This is a genomic window from Nonomuraea sp. NPDC003727 (assembly GCF_053586935.1).
Genome location: NZ_JBSFNE010000010.1, coordinates 82,014 through 101,802, shown reverse-complemented (window position 1 = coordinate 101,802; position 19,789 = coordinate 82,014). Strand labels below are relative to the sequence as shown.

Annotated in this window: 18 protein-coding genes; 10 read left to right on the top strand and 8 right to left on the bottom strand. The window is 72.4% G+C overall.

What is annotated here, in order from left to right; genetic code table 11:
- The first annotated feature begins 99 nt into the window (after nucleotides 1-99).
- From ACWDLG_RS25530 to ACWDLG_RS25510, 5 genes are read left to right on the top strand one after another with little or no spacing between them, the layout of a single operon-like run.
- Nucleotides 100-1,452: a uracil-xanthine permease family protein gene (locus tag ACWDLG_RS25530; RefSeq protein WP_449924173.1), complete on the top strand. Its 1,353-nt coding sequence runs from the start codon at nucleotides 100-102 to the stop codon at nucleotides 1,450-1,452.
- Entirely contained in the window at nucleotides 1,449-2,312 is an 864-nt protein-coding gene (locus ACWDLG_RS25525) for an FAD binding domain-containing protein (RefSeq protein ID WP_449924171.1), read from the top strand. Before ACWDLG_RS25530 ends, ACWDLG_RS25525 begins: the two co-directional genes overlap by 4 nt.
- Nucleotides 2,302-2,784 carry a (2Fe-2S)-binding protein gene (locus tag ACWDLG_RS25520; RefSeq protein WP_449924168.1) on the top strand — a complete coding sequence of 161 codons (483 nt, stop codon included), beginning with the start codon at nucleotides 2,302-2,304 and terminating at the stop codon, nucleotides 2,782-2,784. The genes ACWDLG_RS25525 and ACWDLG_RS25520 overlap by 11 nt, the downstream gene beginning before the upstream one ends.
- On the top strand, nucleotides 2,781-5,135 hold the full coding sequence (gene cutA, locus ACWDLG_RS25515) for an aerobic carbon-monoxide dehydrogenase large subunit (RefSeq protein WP_449924165.1): 2,355 nt from the start codon (nucleotides 2,781-2,783) through the stop codon (nucleotides 5,133-5,135). Before ACWDLG_RS25520 ends, cutA begins: the two co-directional genes overlap by 4 nt.
- Nucleotides 5,132-6,142, top strand: coding sequence for a leucine-rich repeat domain-containing protein (locus ACWDLG_RS25510; protein WP_449924162.1), 1,011 nt, complete (start codon nucleotides 5,132-5,134; stop codon nucleotides 6,140-6,142). Before cutA ends, ACWDLG_RS25510 begins: the two co-directional genes overlap by 4 nt.
- A gap of 62 nt (nucleotides 6,143-6,204) precedes the next feature.
- Here ACWDLG_RS25510 and ACWDLG_RS25505 read toward each other — a convergent pair whose 3' ends face one another.
- The 3 genes from ACWDLG_RS25505 to ACWDLG_RS25495 all read right to left on the bottom strand — a co-directional run bounded on the left by ACWDLG_RS25505 (nucleotide 6,205) and on the right by ACWDLG_RS25495 (nucleotide 9,844).
- A complete protein-coding gene (locus tag ACWDLG_RS25505) occupies nucleotides 6,205-7,437 on the bottom strand; it encodes an MFS transporter (RefSeq protein ID WP_449924159.1) in 1,233 nt (410 codons plus the stop codon).
- Between the two features lie 105 nt (nucleotides 7,438-7,542).
- Nucleotides 7,543-8,493, bottom strand: a complete 951-nt coding sequence (gene cydB / locus ACWDLG_RS25500; RefSeq protein ID WP_449924157.1) for a cytochrome d ubiquinol oxidase subunit II — start codon at nucleotides 8,491-8,493, stop codon at nucleotides 7,543-7,545.
- Nucleotides 8,494-8,503: 10 nt separating this feature from the next.
- Nucleotides 8,504-9,844, bottom strand: coding sequence for a cytochrome ubiquinol oxidase subunit I (locus ACWDLG_RS25495; protein ID WP_449924154.1), 1,341 nt, complete (start codon nucleotides 9,842-9,844; stop codon nucleotides 8,504-8,506).
- Between the two features lie 503 nt (nucleotides 9,845-10,347).
- Here ACWDLG_RS25495 and ACWDLG_RS25490 point away from each other — a divergent pair.
- Nucleotides 10,348-11,109 carry an SRPBCC family protein gene (locus ACWDLG_RS25490; protein WP_449924152.1) on the top strand — a complete coding sequence of 254 codons (762 nt, stop codon included), beginning with the start codon at nucleotides 10,348-10,350 and terminating at the stop codon, nucleotides 11,107-11,109.
- Nucleotides 11,110-11,127: 18 nt separating this feature from the next.
- Here ACWDLG_RS25490 and ACWDLG_RS25485 read toward each other — a convergent pair whose 3' ends face one another.
- Together ACWDLG_RS25485 and ACWDLG_RS25480 are read right to left on the bottom strand one after the other, a co-directional pair.
- Nucleotides 11,128-11,793 carry a B3/B4 domain-containing protein gene (locus ACWDLG_RS25485; protein ID WP_449924150.1) on the bottom strand — a complete coding sequence of 222 codons (666 nt, stop codon included), beginning with the start codon at nucleotides 11,791-11,793 and terminating at the stop codon, nucleotides 11,128-11,130.
- A gap of 8 nt (nucleotides 11,794-11,801) precedes the next feature.
- Nucleotides 11,802-12,398 carry a LysE family translocator gene (locus ACWDLG_RS25480; RefSeq protein ID WP_449924147.1) on the bottom strand — a complete coding sequence of 199 codons (597 nt, stop codon included), beginning with the start codon at nucleotides 12,396-12,398 and terminating at the stop codon, nucleotides 11,802-11,804.
- A gap of 28 nt (nucleotides 12,399-12,426) precedes the next feature.
- Between ACWDLG_RS25480 and pdxR the strand changes: the two genes are divergently transcribed.
- Genes pdxR through ACWDLG_RS25465 form a run of 3 tightly spaced genes read left to right on the top strand, consistent with a single transcriptional unit; the run spans nucleotide 12,427 to nucleotide 15,359 of the window.
- A complete protein-coding gene (gene pdxR / locus ACWDLG_RS25475; RefSeq protein ID WP_449924144.1) occupies nucleotides 12,427-13,899 on the top strand; it encodes a MocR-like pyridoxine biosynthesis transcription factor PdxR in 1,473 nt (490 codons plus the stop codon).
- 33 nt (nucleotides 13,900-13,932) lie between these two features.
- Nucleotides 13,933-14,730: an ArsR/SmtB family transcription factor gene (locus tag ACWDLG_RS25470; protein WP_449924141.1), complete on the top strand. Its 798-nt coding sequence runs from the start codon at nucleotides 13,933-13,935 to the stop codon at nucleotides 14,728-14,730.
- Between the two features lie 56 nt (nucleotides 14,731-14,786).
- Nucleotides 14,787-15,359 carry a TetR/AcrR family transcriptional regulator gene (locus ACWDLG_RS25465; RefSeq protein ID WP_449924138.1) on the top strand — a complete coding sequence of 191 codons (573 nt, stop codon included), beginning with the start codon at nucleotides 14,787-14,789 and terminating at the stop codon, nucleotides 15,357-15,359.
- Between the two features lie 20 nt (nucleotides 15,360-15,379).
- On the opposite strand, the gene ACWDLG_RS25460 is transcribed toward ACWDLG_RS25465, so the two are convergent.
- Genes ACWDLG_RS25460 through ureA form a run of 3 tightly spaced genes read right to left on the bottom strand, consistent with a single transcriptional unit; the run spans nucleotide 15,380 to nucleotide 18,745 of the window.
- Nucleotides 15,380-16,417 carry an agmatine deiminase family protein gene (locus ACWDLG_RS25460; RefSeq protein ID WP_449924135.1) on the bottom strand — a complete coding sequence of 346 codons (1,038 nt, stop codon included), beginning with the start codon at nucleotides 16,415-16,417 and terminating at the stop codon, nucleotides 15,380-15,382.
- Between the two features lie 15 nt (nucleotides 16,418-16,432).
- Entirely contained in the window at nucleotides 16,433-18,067 is a 1,635-nt protein-coding gene (locus ACWDLG_RS25455; protein ID WP_449924133.1) for an urease subunit alpha, read from the bottom strand.
- Nucleotides 18,068-18,745: an urease subunit gamma gene (gene ureA, locus ACWDLG_RS25450; protein WP_354904206.1), complete on the bottom strand. Its 678-nt coding sequence runs from the start codon at nucleotides 18,743-18,745 to the stop codon at nucleotides 18,068-18,070. It abuts the gene before it with no gap.
- A gap of 140 nt (nucleotides 18,746-18,885) precedes the next feature.
- Between ureA and ACWDLG_RS25445 the strand changes: the two genes are divergently transcribed.
- Nucleotides 18,886-19,782: a hypothetical protein gene (locus ACWDLG_RS25445; RefSeq protein WP_449924130.1), complete on the top strand. Its 897-nt coding sequence runs from the start codon at nucleotides 18,886-18,888 to the stop codon at nucleotides 19,780-19,782.
- Nucleotides 19,783-19,789 lie beyond the last annotated feature (7 nt).

Genomic DNA, 19,789 nt, shown 5'->3' with positions numbered 1-19,789 from the left:
GATCATGCCGGTGAACGCCCGCCGGAGACGTCCTAATGTGCCCGCAACGGCCTGCGGGGCGGCCACCGAACCGATGGAGCGCGAAACAGAGGGGCTCTCATGGTTTTGGGTTGGACCAAACACGGAGACGGCAAGCATCTGGGCCCCGGAGAGGTCGTCAAGCCTGACGAGCGCCTCTCCTGGCCCCGCATGGTGGGGTTCGGCGCGCAGCACGTGATCGCGATGTTCGGCGCGACGTTCGTGTTCCCGCTGGTCATGGGCCTCGACCCGAACGTCGCGATCATGATGTCCGGCGTCGCGACGATCCTCTTCCTGCTGATCGTCAAGGGGAAGATCCCCAGCTACCTCGGCACCAGCGCCTCCTTCGTCGGCGGCGTGCTGGCCATCAGGGCGGCCTTCGGCGGCGACACGCCGGCCGTCGACGCCATCGTGACCGGCGCCATCCTCGTCGCCGGGTTCGTGCTGTTCCTCGCGGGCGTGGCGATCCACGTGCTGGGCGTGGAGATCATCCACAAGATCTTCCCGCCGGTGGTCACCGGCGCGGTGGTCATGCTGATCGGCTTCGGGCTGGCGTTCGTCGTCGCCGACGTCTACTGGCCGCAGGACCAGTGGATCGCGATGATCACGATGGTGATCACCTTCGTGGTGATCGTCGCCTTCAAGGGGTTCATCGGCCGCATCGGCATCCTCATCGGGCTGATCGCGGGGTTCGTGCTGTCCTGGGCGGCCGACCGGATCTTCGGCGACATCACCGCCTTCAACGCCGCCACCAGCAAGATCGACACCCATCCCCGGCTCAACCTGAGCGCCATCGCCGACGCCCCCTGGATCGGGCTGCCCAACATGCACCTGCCCGACATCAGGTTCTCGGCCTCCCTGCTGGTGCTGCCCGCGGTGATCGCGCTGATCGCCGAGAACATCGGCCACGTCAAGGCGGTCGGCCAGATGACCGGCGCCGACGTCGACCCCTACATGGGCCGAGCGGTCGCCGCCGACGGCATCGGCACGATGGTCACCAGCGCGGTCGGCGGCTCGCCCACCACCACCTACGCCGAGAACATCGGCGTCATGGCCGCCACCCGCGTCTACTCCACCGCCGCCTACTACATCGCCGGCATCATCGCCATCCTGTTCGGGCTGTGCCCGAAGTTCGGCGCGCTGGTGGCCGCCACGCCGGGCGGCGTGCTGGGCGGCGTCACCGTGATCCTCTACGGCATGATCGGTCTTCTCGGCGCCAAGATCTGGGTCGAGAACAGGGTCGACTTCTCCGACCCCGTCAACATGGTCCCCATCGGGGCGGGCATCATCATGGCGATCGGACCGGTCAAACACATGATCACCAGCGACTTCACCCTGGAGGGCATCGCGCTCGGCACCATCGTGGTGGTGGGCGGCTACCACCTGCTGCGCGTGATAGCGGGCCGGACACCGGCGAGGGAGCACACCGGGTGAAGCCGGCCCCGTTCGTCTACCACGCCCCACGCGACCTCGACGAGGCCATGGCGGTCCTGGCCGAGGCGGGGGCGCACGGCAAGGTGCTGGCCGGGGGCCAGAGCCTGATCCCGCTGCTCAACATGCGCCTGGCCGCGCCCGAGCAGCTGGTCGACATCAACCGCGTCGCCGCCCTCGAACCCTTCGGGATCGAGGGGGCGGGCGTGCGCGTCGGCGCGCTGGCCCGCCATTCCCAGATCGAGCGCTCGGCCGAGGTCGCGCGGGCGCAGCCGCTGCTGCGCCAGGCGCTCAAGCTGGTCGCGCACCCGGTGATCCGCAACCGCGGCACCGTCGTCGGCAGCCTGGTGCACGCCGACCCCGCCGCCGAGCTGCCCGCCGTCCTGGCGCTGCTCGAGGGCACGGTACGGCTGGCCCGCGTCGACGCCGTACGCGACGTGCCGGCGAGCGAGTTCTTCACCGGGCCGCTCGAATCGGCCCTGGAAGCGGGCGAGCTGGCCGTCTCGGCCTACTTCCCCGCGCTGCCCGAACGGGCCGGGACGGCCTTCGTCGAGGTGGCCAGGCGGCACGGCGACTACGCGCTGGCCGGCGTCGCCGCCTTCGTCCGGCTCGACGACGACCTGCGGGTGGCCACCGCGAAGGTCGCCTGCGTCGGCGTCGGGCCCGTCCCGATGGTGGCCGACGTGAGCGAGGAGTGCGAGCACCGTCCCGCCTCGACCGTCGACTGGGCGGGCGTGGCGCGTGCCGTACAGGACGGGACCGAACCGGAGGCGGACATCCACGCGACCGCCGAGTACCGCAGGCACCTGGTCGGGGTGCTGGCCGTGCGGGCACTGACGGAGGCGGCGAGAAATGCGGCATGACATCACGCTGGTCGTCAACGGCGTCACCCGGCGGGTCAGCGTGCCCGCGCGCCGCCTGCTGTCCGACTGCCTGCGCCACGACCTCGGGCTGACCGGCACCCACGTGGGCTGCGAGCACGGGGTGTGCGGCTGCTGCACGGTGCTGCTCGACGGCGAGCCGGTGCGCTCGTGCCTGACCTTCGCGGTCACCGTCGACGGCAGGCGGATCACCACCGTCGAGGGCCTGGCCGGTCCCGACGGGCTGTCGCCCGTGCAGCGCGCCTTCGCCGAGTGCCACGGGCTGCAGTGCGGCTTCTGCACCCCGGGGTTCCTCTGCACGGTCACCGCGCTGCTGGAGGAGAACCCTTCGCCCACCGACGAGGAGATCGTGGACGGGATCTCGGGGAACCTGTGCAGGTGCACCGGCTACCAGAACATCGTCAAGTCCGTCCACCGGGCGGCCGAGCTGATCGCGGAGGAGGAGAGCAGATGACGACGCGGCTGTTCGGAGAGCGGATCCAGCGCAAGGAGGACCCCCGCCTGCTGACCGGGCAGGGCCGCTTCCTCGACGACCTGGGCCGCGACGCCCTGGCCGTCGCCTTCGTCCGCTCCCCGCACGCGCACGCCCGCATCCTCGACATCGACGTCTCCGGCGCGCTCGACGTCGAGGGCCTGGTCGCCGTCTACACCTGGGAGGACCTGCCGGGCCGCGTCGCCGAGCCGCTGCCGCTGCTCATCCCGCACCCCGCGCTCACCCACGGCCGCACCGCCTACCCGCTGGCCAAGGAGTTCGTCCGGCACGTCGGCGAGCCCGTCGTCATGGTCGTCGCCGAGGACCGCTACCTGGCCGAGGACGCCTGCGCCCGCATCCACGTCCACTACGAGCTGCTCAAGCCGGTCGTCGGCATCGAGGAGGCGGCCCAGGGCGCCGCCCTCGTCCACGACGACGTGCCCGGCAACATCGGCGCGCACCTCGTGCAGGAGGTGCCCTCCAGGGAGGGGAGGAGCGCCCGCGAGGCGATCGAGGCCGCGCCGCACGCCCTCGCCTTCCGGCTCGACATCGAGCGCAGTGCCAGCATCCCGCTGGAGGGCCGCGGCGTCCACGCCCGCTGGGACGGCACCGACCTGCGCGTCCACTCCTCCACCCAGACCTCCACCAGCGTGCGGATGGCGATCGCCGCCAAGCTCGGCCTGCCCCTGCCGCACGTCGAGGTGATCGCGCCCGACGTCGGCGGCGGCTTCGGCGTGAAGATCGTGCACCCGTGGCCCGAGGAGATCCTGGTGCCCTGGGCGGCGATGCTGCTGGGCCGCGAGCTGAAGTGGACCGAGGACCGGCGCGAGCACTTCATCTCCTCGGCGCACGAGCGCGGCCAGGTCCAGCACGTGCGGGTCGGCTTCGACGACGAGGGCCGGGTGCTCGGCCTGGACGTGACGATCCTGCACGACCACGGCGCCTACACGCCGTACGGGATCATCGTGCCGATCATCACCTCGACGCAGCTGCTCGGCCCCTACAAGATCGGCGCCTACCGGGTCGCGTTCAGCTCGATCTACACCAACACCGTGCAGGTCACGCCGTACCGGGGCGCGGGCCGCCCGCAGGGCGTGTTCTGCATGGAGCGGACGATGGACAAGATCGCCCAGTACCTCGGCAAGGACCGCACCGAGGTGCGCTCGGCCAACTTCATCCAGCCCGAGGACTTCCCCTACGACCAGGGCATGATCTTCCAGGACGGCCGGCCGCTGATCTACGACAGCGGCGACTACCCCGCCATGCTCGCCATGCTGAAGCGGCTCATCGGCTGGGACGACTTCGAGAGGCGGCCGGGCCTCGGCATCGGCGTCGGCTGCTACGTCGAGGGCACCGGCGTGGGGCCGTACGAAGGCGGGCACGTGCAGGTCACCTCCGACGGGCGCGTGCACGTCTCGACCGGCCTCACCTCGCAGGGGCAGGGCCACGAGACGGTGTTCGCGCAGATCGCCGCCACCGAGCTCGGCGTGCCGATCGAGCGGGTGTCCGTGGTCACCGGCGACACCCGCAGGTTCGGGTACGCCGTGGGCACCTTCGCCTCCCGGGCGGCCGTCATGAGCGGCAACGCCATCGCCCTGGCCTGCCGGAAGGTGCGCGAGAAGGCGCTGCGCATCGCGGCCGACGCGCTGGAGGCCGACCCGCGCGACCTGGAGATCACCGACGGCGTCGTCCACGTCGTGGGCGCCCCGACGGCCGCCATCCCGCTGTCGACGGTGGCGGTGCTGTCCAACCCGCTGCGCTACTCCTTCGACGCCGAGACCGCCAAGGCGACGCAGTTCTCCGGCACCGGCTCCTTCGACAAGCCGCCCGTCGCCGAGGGCGACGAGCCGGGGCTGGAGGGCCGCGACTACTACTCGCCGCTGCGCTCCACCTTCGCCGCCGGCATGCACGCCGCGATCGTCGAGACCGACAAGGACACCGCCGAGATCCGCATCCTGCGCTACGCCGTCGTCCACGACTGCGGCAGGCTCATCAACCCGATGATCGTCGAGGGCCAGATCCACGGCGGCGTCGCCCAGGGCGTGGGCGGCGCGCTGTACGAGCGGATGGTCTACGACTCGCACGGCCAGCTGCTCAACGCCTCCTTCATGGACTTCCTCATGCCGTACGCCACGGAGATCCCGCGCATCGAGACCGACCATCTCGAGACGCCCTCCCCGCTCAACCCGCTGGGCATCAAGGGCGCAGGCGAGGCAGGTGTCATCCCGGTGGCCGCGGTGATCGCCAGTGCGGTCGAGGACGCCGAAGGACTGGCCGTCGACCGGATGCCGATATCGCCGTCGGAGCTGTTCCATCTAAGATCCGGCGGGTGAGCGAACTACGAGCACCCGCGGCGGGCCTGACCGAGCTGCCCGCCGTGCCCGCCGATGTCCGGCTGATCGACCTGGCCTGGAACGCGCTGACCGAGCTGCCCGCCCGGGTGGGCGAGCTGGCACTGCTGGAGGAGCTGCGGCTCGACGGCAACCGGCTCGCCTCGCTGCCCGCGCTGCCGTCCTCGCTCAGGGCGCTGCACGTCGACGGCAACCGGCTGACCCGGCTGCCCGCGTGCCCGCCGGCGCTGGAGACCCTGTTCGTGTACGGCAACGCCCTGACGAGCCTGCCCGCCGAGCTCGGCCCGCTCAGACACCTGGCGGCCGGCGGCAACCGGCTGACGGAGGTGCCCGCCGCGGTGTGGCGCCTGGAGCGTCTCGAATCACTCAACCTCGCCGAGAACCGGCTCACCCGCCTGCCGGAGGCGATCGGCGGCCTGAGTCGCCTCCGGATGCTGGACCTGGCCCACAACGAGCTGCGCGAGATCCCGCCGGCCATCGGCGAGCTCGACCTGACCGACTACCTCTACCTCGGCGACAACGCCTTCACCTCGGTGCCCGAGACGCTGGGCAAGCTGACCCGCCTGGCCTACCTCAACCTGGCCGACAACGCCATCGCCGAGCTTCCTGACACGATCGGCGGGATGGCGGCGCTCAAGGAGCTGCGGCTGTCAGGCAACAGGCTGGCCACGCTGCCCGGGACGGTCGGCGGCCTGGGCGAGCTGCGCGAGCTGCACCTGCGGGGCAACCGGCTGACCCGGCTGCCCGCGCTGCCGGCCAGGCTGCGCCTGCTCGACCTGCGCGACAACCATCTCCCCGAGATCCCCTTCCTCGGGAACCTGGCCGCGCTGACGCACCTCGACCTGCGCAACAACCGGCTGCGCGCGGTGCCGTCCTGGCTGGGCGAGCTGCCCGCGCTGGAGAAGCTGGACCTGCGGTGGAACAAGCTCGACGGCGGCACCGCCGTCCTGCGGGACCTGCGGGCGCGCGGCTGCGTCGTGCTGCGCTGAACGGCGCGGGCCGAGGGGTCGGCGGCGACCCGCACCTGAAGGACCACCGCGTCAGGAGCTGATCAGCGGCCGGGCGGCTCCTGCGGCAGGTCGCGCATCGTCCGCAGCGGCGACAGCAGCAGCGGGATGACCGACAGCGGCGTCAGCGCGCAGGCGATCCACAGCGCCGCCACCACGCCCAGGCGCTCGCCGAGCACACCGCCGATGAGCGCCCCCAGCGGCAGCGTGCCCCACACGATGAAGCGCATGGTCGCGTTCATCCTGCCCAGCAGATGATCGGGGGTGATCGCCTGGCGGAAGCTGAGCTGCGACACGTTGTAGACCACGATGCCGGCGCTGACCACGAACCAGGCGAGCACGTACAGGCCCAGCCGCCACCCCTGCGCCGCGAGCGGCACCAGCAGCATGAACGGCGAGGTGAGCAGGGCCGACAGCCAGATCGTCCGGGCCGAGCCCGCCCACCTCGACACCCGGCCCACCAGCGCCGCGCCCGCCAGACCGCCCACGCCCGCGGCCGAGAACAGCAACCCCATCACGCCCGGGCTGACGCCGACGACGTTGATGAGGAAGAGCACGGCGAGCGCGTTGTTCATGGCGTTGGCCAGGTTGGCCGAGGCCGTACAGGCGGCGATCATCCGCAGGATCGGGTGCCGCAGCACGAACGCCAGGCCCTCGCCGATCTCCCTCACCAGGCCGCGCCGCTCGTCACGGGCAGGGGTGTCGCTGTCGCCCTTGATGCCCGCCAGCAGCAGTCCCGACAGCAGGAAGCTGACCGCGTCGACCAGGATCGCCACCGGCGCCGTGACGAGATGCACCAGCCATCCGGCCGCCCCGGGACCGGCCACCTGCGCGCCCGAACGGACGATCTCCAGCTTGGCGTTGCCCTCGACGATCCGGTCGCGCTCGACCAGCGACGGCAGATAGCTCTGGTAGGCGACGTCGAAGAAGACCGTCGCCACGCTGACGCACAGGCCCACCACGTACAGCTGCGGCATCGACAGCACGCCCAGCCACCACGCCACCGGCACCGAGGCCAGCAGGGCCGCCCGCGCCAGGTCGCCGGTGATCAGGATCGGCCGGCGGCGCAGCCGGTCCACCCACACCCCGGCCGGCAGCCCGATGAGCAGGAACGCCGCGGTCTCCGCCGCGACCAGCAACCCCATCTCGAACGGCGAGGCGCGCAGCGCCACGACCGCCACCAGCGGCAGCGCCACCATGCTGACCTGCGTGCCGACCTGGCTGATGGTGTCCGCGCCGAACAGCAGGAGGAAACCGCGATGCCGTAAGAGACCCATCTGGGGTATCCAACCAGACCGCGCGGGCCGGCCCCCCGCCCGGTCCGGTCGGCGGACGTGGGCCACCGGCGCCGCGGTATCGGCCGCCGTGCGGGGCACGGCGGCCTAGTGGCCGATACCCGCCGGGGCGCCCTCCACCCGGGCGGCGCGCCCGGGGGCTGCGATCCGCTTCCTGAACACCCAGTACGTCCAGCCCTGGTAGCCCAGCACGAACGGCAGGACCGCCAGGCCGATCCACGTCAGCACGCCCAGCGTGTAGGGGCCGGACGCGGCCTCGGCCAGGGTCAGCCCGGGCAGGGGCCGCTGCGCCAGCATCCCGAACACCGCGACGGAGGTCAGGACGATCGCTCCCGCCGTGGCGGCGAACGCCCAGCCCTCCCTGCGCCGCCAGATCAGCGAGCCGCCCGCGGCCAGCAGCGCCATCGCGCTCACCGCGGCGACCCACACCGCCAGGTCGCCCTCGCCGGGGATGGACGACAGGGCCACGATCGCCAGCGGGATGACGGCGACGGTGGCGCCCGTCGCGACGGCGCGGGCGCGCTGCCGTACCCGGCCCTCGGTCTTGAGCGCCAGGAACACCGCGCCGTGCAGCACGGTGACCGCCAGGGAGAAGGCGCCGCCGATCAGCGCGGCCACGCCGCTGTCCAGCAGCACGTCGGCGAAGACGGCGCCCCACAGGAAGGCGGGCAGCGCGCTGCCGGCCAGGATGCCCGCGTCGGCCCAGGCCCGGTCGGCGGCGTGCTCCAGCTTGCCGCGCCACTCCAGCGCGACCCCGCGCACGATCAGCCCGACCAGGACCAGCGTCAGCGGCAGGTAGAAGGTGCTGAGCAGGCCCGCGTACCAAGCGGGGAAGGCGGCGAACATCGCGCCCACGGCGGTGATCAGCCAGACCTCGTTGCCGTCCCACACCGGGCCGATGGTCTGCAGGATCTGCTTGCGCTGCCCCTCGTTGCGGCCGAGGAACGGCGACAGCATGCCCACCCCGAAGTCGAAGCCCTCGAGGACGAAGTAGCCGGTCCAGAGGAAGGCGATGATGACGAACCACAGATCGATCACGGTGCTCTCCTCAGTACATCAGCGACGGTTCGCGCACCGGCTCGCGGACCGGCGCGGGAAGCGGTTCGGGACCCTTCTTGACGTTCCTGACCAGCAGGACGCCCTCGGCCACCGCCAGCAGGCCGTACACGAGGGTGAACAGCGTCAGCGACGTGGCCACCTCGGCCAGCGACACGCCGGGCGAGACGCTGGAGGCGGTCAGCAGCTCGCCCGCGACCGTCCACGGCTGCCGCCCGATCTCGCTGAGCAGCCATCCGGCGATGATCGCGAGCAGCGGCAGCGGGAGCGCCAGCACCAGCGCCCTGGCGTACCAGGACGGCACCTGCCGGCGCCTGCGGGTCAGCCACAGGCCGAGCAGCGACAGGCCCACGGTCGACAGGCCGAAGCCGAGCATCACCCGGTAGGACCAGAAGACGATCTGCTGGTCCGGGCGGTAGTCGCCGGGGCCGAACCGCTGCTCCAGGCGGCGCTGGACGTCCTCGGTGCCCTGGACGACGGCCCCGGTGTCGCCGGCCGACAGGAAGCTGAGCAGCTTGGGGATCTCGATGCCCGGCACGACGTGGAACGGCGCGCCCTTGGTGTCGTGCGTCAGGCCCTCGGCGGCGGCCAGCTTCATCGGCTGCTGCTCGTACATCAGCTTGGCCGACATGTCGCCGGTGCCGGCGACCACGGCCCCGGCGATCGCGGTCATGACCAGGGCGCCGCGCAGCGGGCCGCGGAAGGTCGTGTCGCCCTTGAGCAGCCGGTAGCCGCTGACCGCCAGCACGAACCCGCCGGCGGCGATGAAGCTGGCCGCGACCACGTGCGGCACCTGGGCGAGGGCGGTGGAGTTGGTCAGCACGGCCCACAGGTCGGTCATCCTGGCCTTGCCGTCGACCACCTCGTATCCCACGGGGTGCTTCATCCACGCGTTGGCGGCGAGGATGAAGTAGGCGGAGATGTTCGAGCCGATCACCGCCGCCCAGATGGTCGCCAGATGGACTCGCTTCGGCAGCTTGTCCCAGCCGAAGATCCACAGGCCGAGGAACGTCGACTCCATGAAGAAGGCGACCAGCGCCTCCAGGGCCAGGGGGGCGCCGAACACGTCGCCCACGAACACGGAGTACTCGCTCCAGTTCATCCCGAACTGGAACTCCTGCACGATGCCCGTCACCACGCCCATCGCGAAGTTGATCAGGAACAGCTTCCCGAAGAACTTCGTCAGGCGCAGGTAGTGCTCCTTGCCGGTGCGGTGCCAGGCGGTCTGGAGTCCGGCGACGAAGACGCCGAGCCCGATCGTCAACGGTACGAACAGAAAGTGGTAGACGGTGGTCACCCCGAACTGCCACCGTGCCAGGTCAAGCGCGTCCATCTTCCCCTCAGCGGGCTTGGAGCTCTACGAGCTGTAGTTCTACTAGAAGTAGTACTACGGCTTGTAGAGCAATGCGACGGGGGAGCGCTGCGATCTTTGTCACAGACATGACTCGAGGGGTGCGAGGCCGCACACCTCGCACCCCTCGAGAGCCCCCTGGAGTTCCCCCTCCGAGGCCAACAATGGCCGGTCGGGGCGGTGCCGCGCGTCACCCGTGCGGCTGATCCTCCCCTACGCCGCCCGGCGGAGCGCCCCCCGGGGACATACGTCGGGATTGTCGTCGTCGACGGTCGGGAAGACCACCGCGGGTCGCGTGCGGATCGAGCGACGACCCGGTGGGGGTCGGCGCGACCTCGCCAGCCGCGATCCCGGCCGGCGTGCGCACCAGGCGCGTCGCCGCCGGTCGCCCCGCGACCGTGGGCCCCATCCTGCCATGGATCATGTGCCATTCTCGGCGTGAGTTGCCATGAGGAAGGGGCGCGGTGCTGCCTAGAGTGGCCTGTGTGAAGGTCGCAGGCAGTGCGGTGCTCGGCATCGGCAGAGATCGTGTGTGGGCCGCGCTCCAGGACCCGGCGGTGCTGGTGCGCACCATCCCGGGCTGTGAGCGCCTGGAGGAGACGGGCCCCGGCACCTACCGGATGACGGTCAGCGCCGGCGTCGCCTCGATCAAGGGCGTCTACCAGGGGGAGGTGGCGCTGTCGGAGCCGCTGCCGCCCGAGCGTTTCGTGCTGCGGGCGCGCGGGCAGGGCGCGCCCGGCACCGTCGACGCCACCGTGGAGGTACGGCTGGCCGAGGTCGAGGGCGGCACGCGCGTCGACTACGACGCCGAGGCCGTGGTCGGCGGCATGATCGGCGGGGTGGGCCAGCGCATGCTGGGCTCGGTCGCCAAGCGCACGGCGGGCGAGTTCTTCAGCGCCGTCGAGTCCCACCTCGTCGCCGGGGTGCCGGTCCACGCGGCGGCGGGTCAGGCCGCCCTCGCCGGATCGGCGGCCGCGCCCGGCCATCCGGTCCCTGCCGTGCCGGCGGCCGCCCTCGACCTGCCGCGCCAGCGGGGCGGCTCGCCCGCCGCGCCCGCTCCGGCGCCCGCTCTCACACCCGCTCCGGCACCCGCGGCCACGGGACAGGTCTTCGAACGGCCGCAGCCGGTGAAGGAGCAGGCGCAGACCCGTCCGTGGGTCATGCTGGCCGCCTTCGGCATGGGCGCGGGCATCGCCCTGGGCAGCGCCGCCATCGGCTGGGTCCTGGGCCGCGCGGGCCGCCGCTGAGCCACTGAGCCGGGGGCGCTAGTGGCTCCTGATCGAGGTCCGGGGGTCGGCCGGCCAGAGGCGGCGCAGCTCCCCGGCCAGCACCGCGGTCAGGTCCTCGACGTCGGCGCGCGCCGTGGCGTGCATCGCCTCGGCGACGATCAGGACGGCGCTCGTGCCGTCCCTGACGGCGGAGTGGCCGCTCTGCCGGTTGGACCAGCGGCGCGCGTGCGCCCGCCCCTCGGCGTCGGCGAAGATCACCTCGCCGGGTTCGGGCCGCTCCACCTCGCCGCCGAAGGTGAGGTAGCTCTCGTCGCCGGCGGCGTAGCGGACCTCCAGGTCGCCCGCGACACGGGCGAGATCGAAGACCCCGACGGGGATGGCGTAGGCCAGCGAGATCGCGTTGCACAGGTCGATCAGCGGGTGGAGGCGCGGCAGCGCTCCCTCCCGCCGGAAGCGCCGCAGCAGCGACTCCGAGGCGCACCGGTACTGGGTCGGCTTCAGCCCCATCCGGGAGAAGGCACGGCGCCACGCCTGGATCTCGGGAAGATCGGTCTCGGTACCCGCGGCGAGCCGTTCCTTGGCGACGGAGGTGAACCTGTCCAGGTCGGGCGCGGCGTCGGGCGTGATGCCGTCGGCGCGGACCACTCCCACCGCGAGCTCGGGGAAGTCGGACCAGACCGACGGTGAGTGCTGGAAACGCATGAGGATCCCTAGAGGTCGGCGAAGGCGAGTCGGACGCCGAGAGCGACGAAGGAGGCGGCGAAGACCCGCCCCATCCAGGCCATCACCCTCGGCCGCGAGGTCACCTGGTCGCGCACCGAGGCGGCGCACACGCCGTACGCGGCGAACACGACGAACGTGACCAGCATGAACACCCCGCCCAGCCACAGCATCTGCGCGCCCGAGGTGGCGAACTGCGGCAGGAACGCGAGGAAGAACATGGTCAGCTTCGGGTTGAGTATGTTGATCAGGACGCCGGAGACGATCGTCCTGGTCGCCGAGCGCGGGGCGGCCGCCTCGTCCACGGCGACCGCGCCCCTGTCGCGCAGCGCGTGCCAGGCCATGAACAGCAGGTAGGCCACGCCGAGATACTTCAGCACCTGGAAGGCCGCCGGGCTGGCGTGCAGCAGCGCGGCGAGCCCGGTGACCGTGGCCAGCAGGTGCGGCACGATGCCGAGCGTGCAGCCGAGCGCGGCCACGACGCTCGCCCCCCGCCCGTGGGACAGACCCGCCGACAGCGTGTAGACGACGCCGGTGCCCGGTGTGGCCACCACGACGAGCGTGGTCAGCAAGAACGCGAAACTCACCCGTCCACCCTGCCGCCACAATGGCCTGATGAACAGGTCCAAAGAGGGCGGCTTTGACAGGTCCATAACCGTCGGCTCCGATTTCCTGCAACTGGACGCAGGCGACGCGCCGCCGGGCGGGCTGTCCGACTGGCTGGCCGGGCGGCTCAGGCTGGCCATGGCCGACGGCCGGCTGCCGGTCGGCGGCAGGCTGCCACCGACCCGGGTGCTGGCGGGCGAGCTGGGCGTCTCGCGGGGCGTGGTCACCGAGGCCTACCAGCGGCTGCGGGAGGAGGGTCACGTGGCGGGCCGCGGCAGGGCCGGAACGGTCGTCGTCGCCGTCCCCGCGACGCCTCCCGCTTCCGGCCCGCCACGTCCGGCCCTGGCGGGCGCGCCGTTCGCGGGCGAGCCGGCGGCCGACGTCTTCGACGCGCTGCGCGCCGCCCCCGCCCGCGTCGACCTGTCGCCCGGCCTGCCCGACCTGGCCGCCTTTCCCCGCGCGGCCTGGCTGAGGGCCGAGCGGGCGGTGCTGGCCCACCTGTCGGCCGCCGACCTCGGCTACGGAGATCCCAGGGGCGCGCCCGCCCTGCGCACGGCCGTCGCCCACTGGCTGGCGCGCACCAGGGGGATCAGCGCCGACCCCGGCGACGTCCTGATCGTGTCGGGGACCGCCCAGGCGCTCGGCCTGCTGGCCCACGTGCTCGGCGGCGACGGGATCGACGAGGTGGCGGTGGAGGAGCCGGGCTCGCTCGGCGCCCGCCAGCACCTCAACGCGGCGGGCGTGCGCACCCCGCCCGTCACCGTCGACGCCGAGGGCGTGCGGGTGGACGAGCTGCGCGCGCTCGGCTCGCCCGCCGTCCTGCTGACCCCGGCTCACCAGTTCCCCACCGGCGTGGTGCTCGCCGGGCGGCGGCGACGGGCGCTGGCCGCCTGGGCGAGGGCGGGCGGCCTGATCGTCGAGGACGACTACGACGCCGAGCACCGCTACGACCGCACCCCGGTGCCCGCCGTCCGCTCGGTGCTGGCCGAGCAGGTCTGCTACGCCGGAAGCGTCTCCAAGCTGCTCGCCCCCGCCCTGCGCCTGGGCTGGCTGCTGGCGCCCGCGCGATACCGGGAAGCGCTGGTCGAGGCCAAGCGGTTCGCCGACCTCGGCAACGCCGTCCTGCCGCAGCTGGTGCTGGCCGCCCTCATGGACGGCGGGGCGATGGAACGCCACCTGCGCCTGGTGCGCACCCGTCACCGGCGGCGCAGGGACGCCATGGTCGAGGCGATCGCCGCGCACCTGCCGGGGGCGGTGGTGCACGGGGCGGCCGCCGGCCTGCACCTGACGGTCACCTACGAGGCGGGGCCCGCCGACACGGAGCTGGCCGCGGCGGCGCTGGCCCGCGGGGTGAAGGTGCAGCCGCTGTCGTGGCACGCCCAGCGTCCCGGCCGGCCCGGGCTGGTGCTGGGCTACGCCGCGCGGACGGCCGCGGAGATCGGTGAGGGCGTGGCGATCCTGGGGGACCTCCTGCGCGAGTAGACAGGCAACCATATGGTTGCCTATTCTGCGGGTGTGGACGCGGTGTTCAAGGCGCTGGCCGACACGAGCCGCCGCAGGCTGCTCGACCGCCTCAACGAGCGCAACGGGCAGACGCTGCTCGAGCTGACCCAGGGGCTCGGCATGAGCAGGCAGGCGGTGAGCAAGCACCTGGCGGTGCTGGAGGCCGCCAACCTGGTCAGCACCGTGCGCCATGGCAGGGAGAAGCTGCACTACCTCAACCCTGTTCCCATCCACGAGATCGCCGACCGCTGGATCGGCCGCTACGAACGAGGGCGGCTGTCCGTGCTGGCCCGGCTCAAACAATCGCTGGAGGCACCTGTGAACAAGCCCGAGTTCGTCTACGTGATCTACATCCAGACCACCCCGGAGAAGCTCTACCAGGCCCTCACCGACCCCGAGCTCATCAAGGTCTACATGGGCGGCACCGGGCCCGAGTCCACCTGGGAGATCGGCTCGCCGGTGCGGTGGAAGTCCTTCCCCGACGGCGAGTTCCAGGAACTGGGCCAGCGGGTGCTGGAGGCCGAGCCGGGCAAGCGGCTGTCGTTCACCTGGCACACGCTCCAGCCCATGCACCGCGAGATGTTCGACTCCGACGAGGCGTTCGCCGTGGCGGTGAAGGAGCGCTCGAAGGTGACCTTCGAGATCGAGCCCGCCGAGCTGGAGGTCTTGGGCGTCAAGCTGACGATCATCCACGACGGCTTCGACAGCCCTGACAGCAAGATGCTGGGCAGCGTCAGCGGCGGCTGGATCATGATCCTGTCGGCGCTGAAGACGTTCCTGGAGGGCGGCAGCCTCGTCACCGGCCAGTGACGGCCGCGCGCCGCGGGCGTGCCCGCGCCGTGTGGGCTCGTGATAGATAGGGGGACATGGGCAGACGGGCCGGGCGGCGCAGGCAGGACGTGCTCGAGGGGGCCGCGCGGGTGATCGCCGAGCGGGGCGCGGAGGCGACCAGGTTCGCCGACGTCGCCGAGGCGTCGGGGGTCCCGATCAGCACCCTGCAGTACTACTTCGGCAACCGCGAGGACCTGCTCGTCGCCGCCTTCCGGCACGCCGCGGCCACCGACCTCGAAACGGCCAGGCAGGGGCTGCGGGGCAGCCCCTGGGAGCGGCTGCTGCACATCGCCCGCCACGTGGCGGGCGATGAGGGCGGCGGCTGGCGCGTCTGGGTGGAGTCGTGGCGGTGGGCGCTGCGCGACGCCGAATGGCGGGGGGAGTTCCTGCGCGACTACGAGGCGTGGCGCGGGCTGCTGGCCGAGGTGATCGCCGACGGTGCCGCCGACGGCAGTTTCGCCGCCGGCGACGACCCCGTCCTGCTGGCCAGCCAGGTGCTCGCGCTGCTCGACGGCCTCGGCATGCCCTCGGCGCTGGCCGACCCCGCGCTCAAGGACCCTGAGGTGCTCACCGGGGCTCTCCGGAGGCTGCTGGCCGTGACCGGCTGACCCCGCTGGGCGTGACCCCGCTAGGCGTGCGCGCGGGAGACGGCGGGCTGCTGCTGGGTGATGCAGTGGATGCCGCCGCCGCCCGCGAAGATCTGCCTGGCGTCCACCAGCTCGACCGCCCGTGAGGGGAACACCTTGGCGAACAGCGCGGCCGCCTCCTCGTCGCGCGGGTCGTCGAAGGCGCACAGCACGACGGCGTCGTTGGCCAGGTAGTGGTTGATGTAGGAGTAGTCGACGGGCTCGCCGTCCACCTCGGTCACCGTGGGCGCCGGCACCTCGACGACCTCGAGGGCGCGGCCGCGGGCGTCGGTGAACGAGCGCAGCAGGGCGATGTTCTCGCGGCACACCTCGTGGTCGGGGTGCGACGGGTCGGGCTGGCTGTGCGCCAGCACCAGGCCGGGGCGGGCGAAGGCGGCGAAGACGTCGATGTGGCCGCGTGTGCCGTACTGGCCGTAGTCGGCGGTGAGGCCACGCGGCATCCACAGGCACTTCTCGGCGCCGATGAACGCCTTCAGCTCGGCCTCGACCCGCTCGCGGGTCCAGCCGGGGTTGCGGAACGGGTCGAGCTGGACCGTCTCGGTCAGCAGCACCGTCCCCTCGCCGTCCACGTGGATGCCGCCGCCCTCGTTGACCATCTCCGACGCGTACGGCACCGCCTCGGCCATCTCCGAGACGAGCGTGCCCACCTTGGAGTCGTTGTCCCAGCGCGCGAAGCTCTGCTGACCCCAGCCGTTGAAGACCCAGTTCGCCGTGGCGAGCCCGCCCTTGCCGTCCACCAGGAAGGTCGGCCCGCTGTCGCGCAGCCACGCGTCGTCGATGGGCCGCTCGACCACGGTGATGCCGGGGTCGAGGTAGTAGCGGGCGTCGGCGCTCTCCCCGGTGTTGGCGACCATCACCACGGGCTCGTACCTGGCGATCGTGTCGGCCACCTGGCCCCACGCCCTGCGGGCGGCCTCGAGGTCGGTGAAGGTCGGGTTGGCGGTGGGGAAGGCCATCCACGTGCGGGCGTGCGGCTCCCACTCGGCGGGCATCCGGTAACCGGCGGCGGCTGGAGTCATGGCGTGTCCTTTGGGCTAGAGGAAGTACAGGCGGCTGAGCGGGACCGACGTGGCGGGCTCGACGCCGACGAGTTCGCCGTCGAGCGTGACCTGCCCGGTGCGGGGGTCCACCCTGACCTCGCCCAGGCGGTCGTTGCGCACCATCGAGGCGGGCCCGATCCCGCGCGTGCCGCGCACCGGCACCTGGCGGCGCCTGGTCGGCAGGGTCTGTGACACCCCGCTGACGAAGGCGACCGACAGCTCGGCGGGGGTGGCGCCGTGCCCGCCGAACTGCGGGCCGTACACCAGCGGCTGGCAGCCGTCGGTGGAGGCGTTCGGGTCGCCGGTGACGCCCCAGGCGGGAAAGCCCGCCTTCAGCACCAGCCACGGCTTGGCGCCGAACGAGGCCGGGTCCCACAGCACGATGTCGGCCAGCTTGCCGACGCTGATCGAGCCGACCTCGTGCGACAGCCCGTGCGCGATCGCCGGGTTGATCGTCAGCTTGGCGATGTAGCGCAGCACGCGCGCGTTGTCCGGCTCGCCCGAGGAGAACCTGGAGGCCAGCTGGAAGGTACGGCGGACGGTCTCGCCCGCGCGGCCCATGCCCTGCGCGTCGGAGGAGGTGATGCCGATGACGCCGAGGTCGTGCAGCACGTTCTCGGCGCCCATCGTGCCCGCCCTGATGCGCTCGCGGGCGATGATCTGGTCGCTGGGCAGGTCGGGCTTGAGCCCGTGCGCCGCCACGATCATGTCGTAGTGCTCGCCCAGCGCGTCGCGGCCGAAGGGCAGCGTGGGGTTGGTGGACGAGCCGATCACGTTGGCGACGCCCGCCATGCGCAGCACGTTGGGGACGTGGCCGCCGCCGCAGCCCTCGATGTGGAAGGCGTGGATGGTCCTGCCGTCCAGGACGGCCAGCGTGTCCTCCACCGACAGGCACTCGTTGAGCCCGTCGGTGTGCAGGGCCACCTGCACGTCGTGCTCCTCGGCCACCCGCAGCGCGGTGTCGAGCGCCCTGGTGTGCGCGCCCATGTCCTCGTGCACCTTGAACCCGCACGCGCCGCCCTCGACCAGCGCCTCCACCAGCGGGTCGGCCACCGACGACGAGCCTCGGGCCAGGAAGCCGATGTTCACCGGCCAGGCGTCGAACGCGGCGAAGGCGTTGCGCAGCGCCCACGGCGAGTTGACGCCCACCCCCCACACCGGGCCGAACTCCTGGCCGATGATCGTCGTCACGCCCGACGCCAGCGACGCCTCCATGATCCGCGGCGACATCAGGTGGACGTGCGTGTCGATGGCGCCCGCCGTGGCGATCAGCCCCTCGCCCGAGACGATCGTGGTGCCGGTGCCGACCACCACGTCCACGCCGTCGAGCGTGTCGGGGTTGCCGGCGCGGCCGATCGCGTGGATGCGGCCCCCGCGCACGCCGATCGACACCTTCCTGACGCCCAGCAGCGCGTCGATCACCAGCACGTTGCTGATGACCAGGTCGCAGGTCTCGCGGATGGCGGCGGCCTTCAGGTGCAGGCCGTCGCGGGCCGTCTTGGCGAACCCGGCCAGGAACTCCTCTCCCGGCTCCTGCGAGTCGTGCTCCACCTCGACGACCAGGCCCGTGTCGCCGAGCCGTACCAGGTCGCCCTGGCGCGGCCCGTGCACCCCGATGTAGTCGTCCACCTACGCCCCCTCGTATCCGCAGGCGCGCGCCCGGCGCAGCGCCTCCTCCTTCGCGCCCGGCGCGTCCAGCGGCCCGTCGACCAGGCCCGCGAACCCGACCGCGGTACGGGCGCCGCCGATCGCGACCAGCTCCACCTCCACCGTCGAGCCGGGGTCGAAGCGCACGGTCGCGCCCGCGGGCACGTTGAGCCGCATGCCGTACGCCTCCTCCCGGGGAAAGCGCAGGCGCGGGTTGGCCTCGAAGAAATGGAAGTGGGAGGTGACGGAGACCGGCACCTCGGCGGTGTTGAGCACCTCGAGGCGCACGGCCGCCGGCGGCAGCTCCCACGTGGACCTGGACACGACGGCTCCCGGCGCGGCGGCGCCGAGCGAGCCGCCGCCCAGCGGGTCGGTGACCACCGCCAGCCTGCTGCCGTCGTCGAAGACGGCCTCGACCGTCACCTGGGTGACGATGTCGGCCACCCCAGGCAGCACGTCGTCGGGGCCCAGGACGCTCTGGCCCGCGGCGATGGCCTCGGCCAGCCGGGCCCCGTCCCTGGCCGCCTCGCACACCGTGTCGGCGATCAACGCGGTCGCCTCGGGGACGTTCAGGCGCAGGCCGCGGGCCCGCCTGGCGCGGGCCAGCTGCGCGGCGGTGAAGAGCAGGAGCCGGTCCCGCTCGGTCGGCGTCAAGCGCACCAGTGCCTCCTTCGTTCGATGGCCCGATGGCAACAGTGGAACATTCGCAGGTGGGAACCGCTGACGCGGGTGACCGTATCGTCATACAGGTTCGCCGTACAAGCTGTTGGAAAAGGATCTCCCGGCGTAGCGTGGCTGGTATGCGGGAGGCACACGCTGAAGACGCAAGGAACGAGGCCCGACGAGTCATCAACAACCTGCTCGGACAGGAGCGGCCGACGGCGGCCGCGCTGATCGCCGAAGCGCGCGCCACCCTGGGCGAGGACCGCACCTCCCGATGTCTCGAGCTGGCCCTCGGCGCGTCGCTGACCAGGCGTTCGGCCGAGCTGTCGGCCATCGCCGCGCTCGTGGTCGGCGTGCGGGAGCTGGGCGCGGTCTGGTGGGAGTCCGAGCGGGGCGCCAAGCTGCCCGCCCCCGTCGAGGTGCTGCACACCGCCGCGGCGATCGAGCCGTGGACCGACCTGACGGTGCTGGAGATGCTGGCCGCGTGGATCGCCGACGACGCCGCCGACGAGCTGTGGGGACGCCCGGTGGCCGAGGTCGACCTCAACTCGTGGCAGGCCGAGGACCGCGTCGAGCTGCCCGGCGGCGTCCAGGCGGGCGACCGGCTCGTGGTCCACTTCGACGCCGGCGGCAGGCTGGACGCCGTGGTGACCAGGCGATCCGACGGCGAGCTCGGCTCCAACCTCGACTTCTCCTCCCTGCGCTACTCCAGGCCCGCCGAGGCGCAGTGGAGCTGGGGCGTGGCCGCGGGGCTCGGACCGCATCCGCTGCCGGGCGAGGAGCCCGACCCCTACGCGCGGACGGTGCCCGACGACGCGGTACGCATCCTGCGCGGGTGGGCGCTGGGCCACGGCGCGACACGCGAGCAGCTCGGCGAGGGCTGGTCGAACGTCGGCGACGTGGTGGGCGCGATCGAGCGGGTCGACTGGATGTGGCGCAGCGCCGAATGGTTCGGCTGGTGGCGCGGGGCGTCGGCGCTGGTGGACGCGTCGGGTTATCTTCCCCACAGGCTGGAAGAACTCGCGGCGGGCTGAGCGTTAC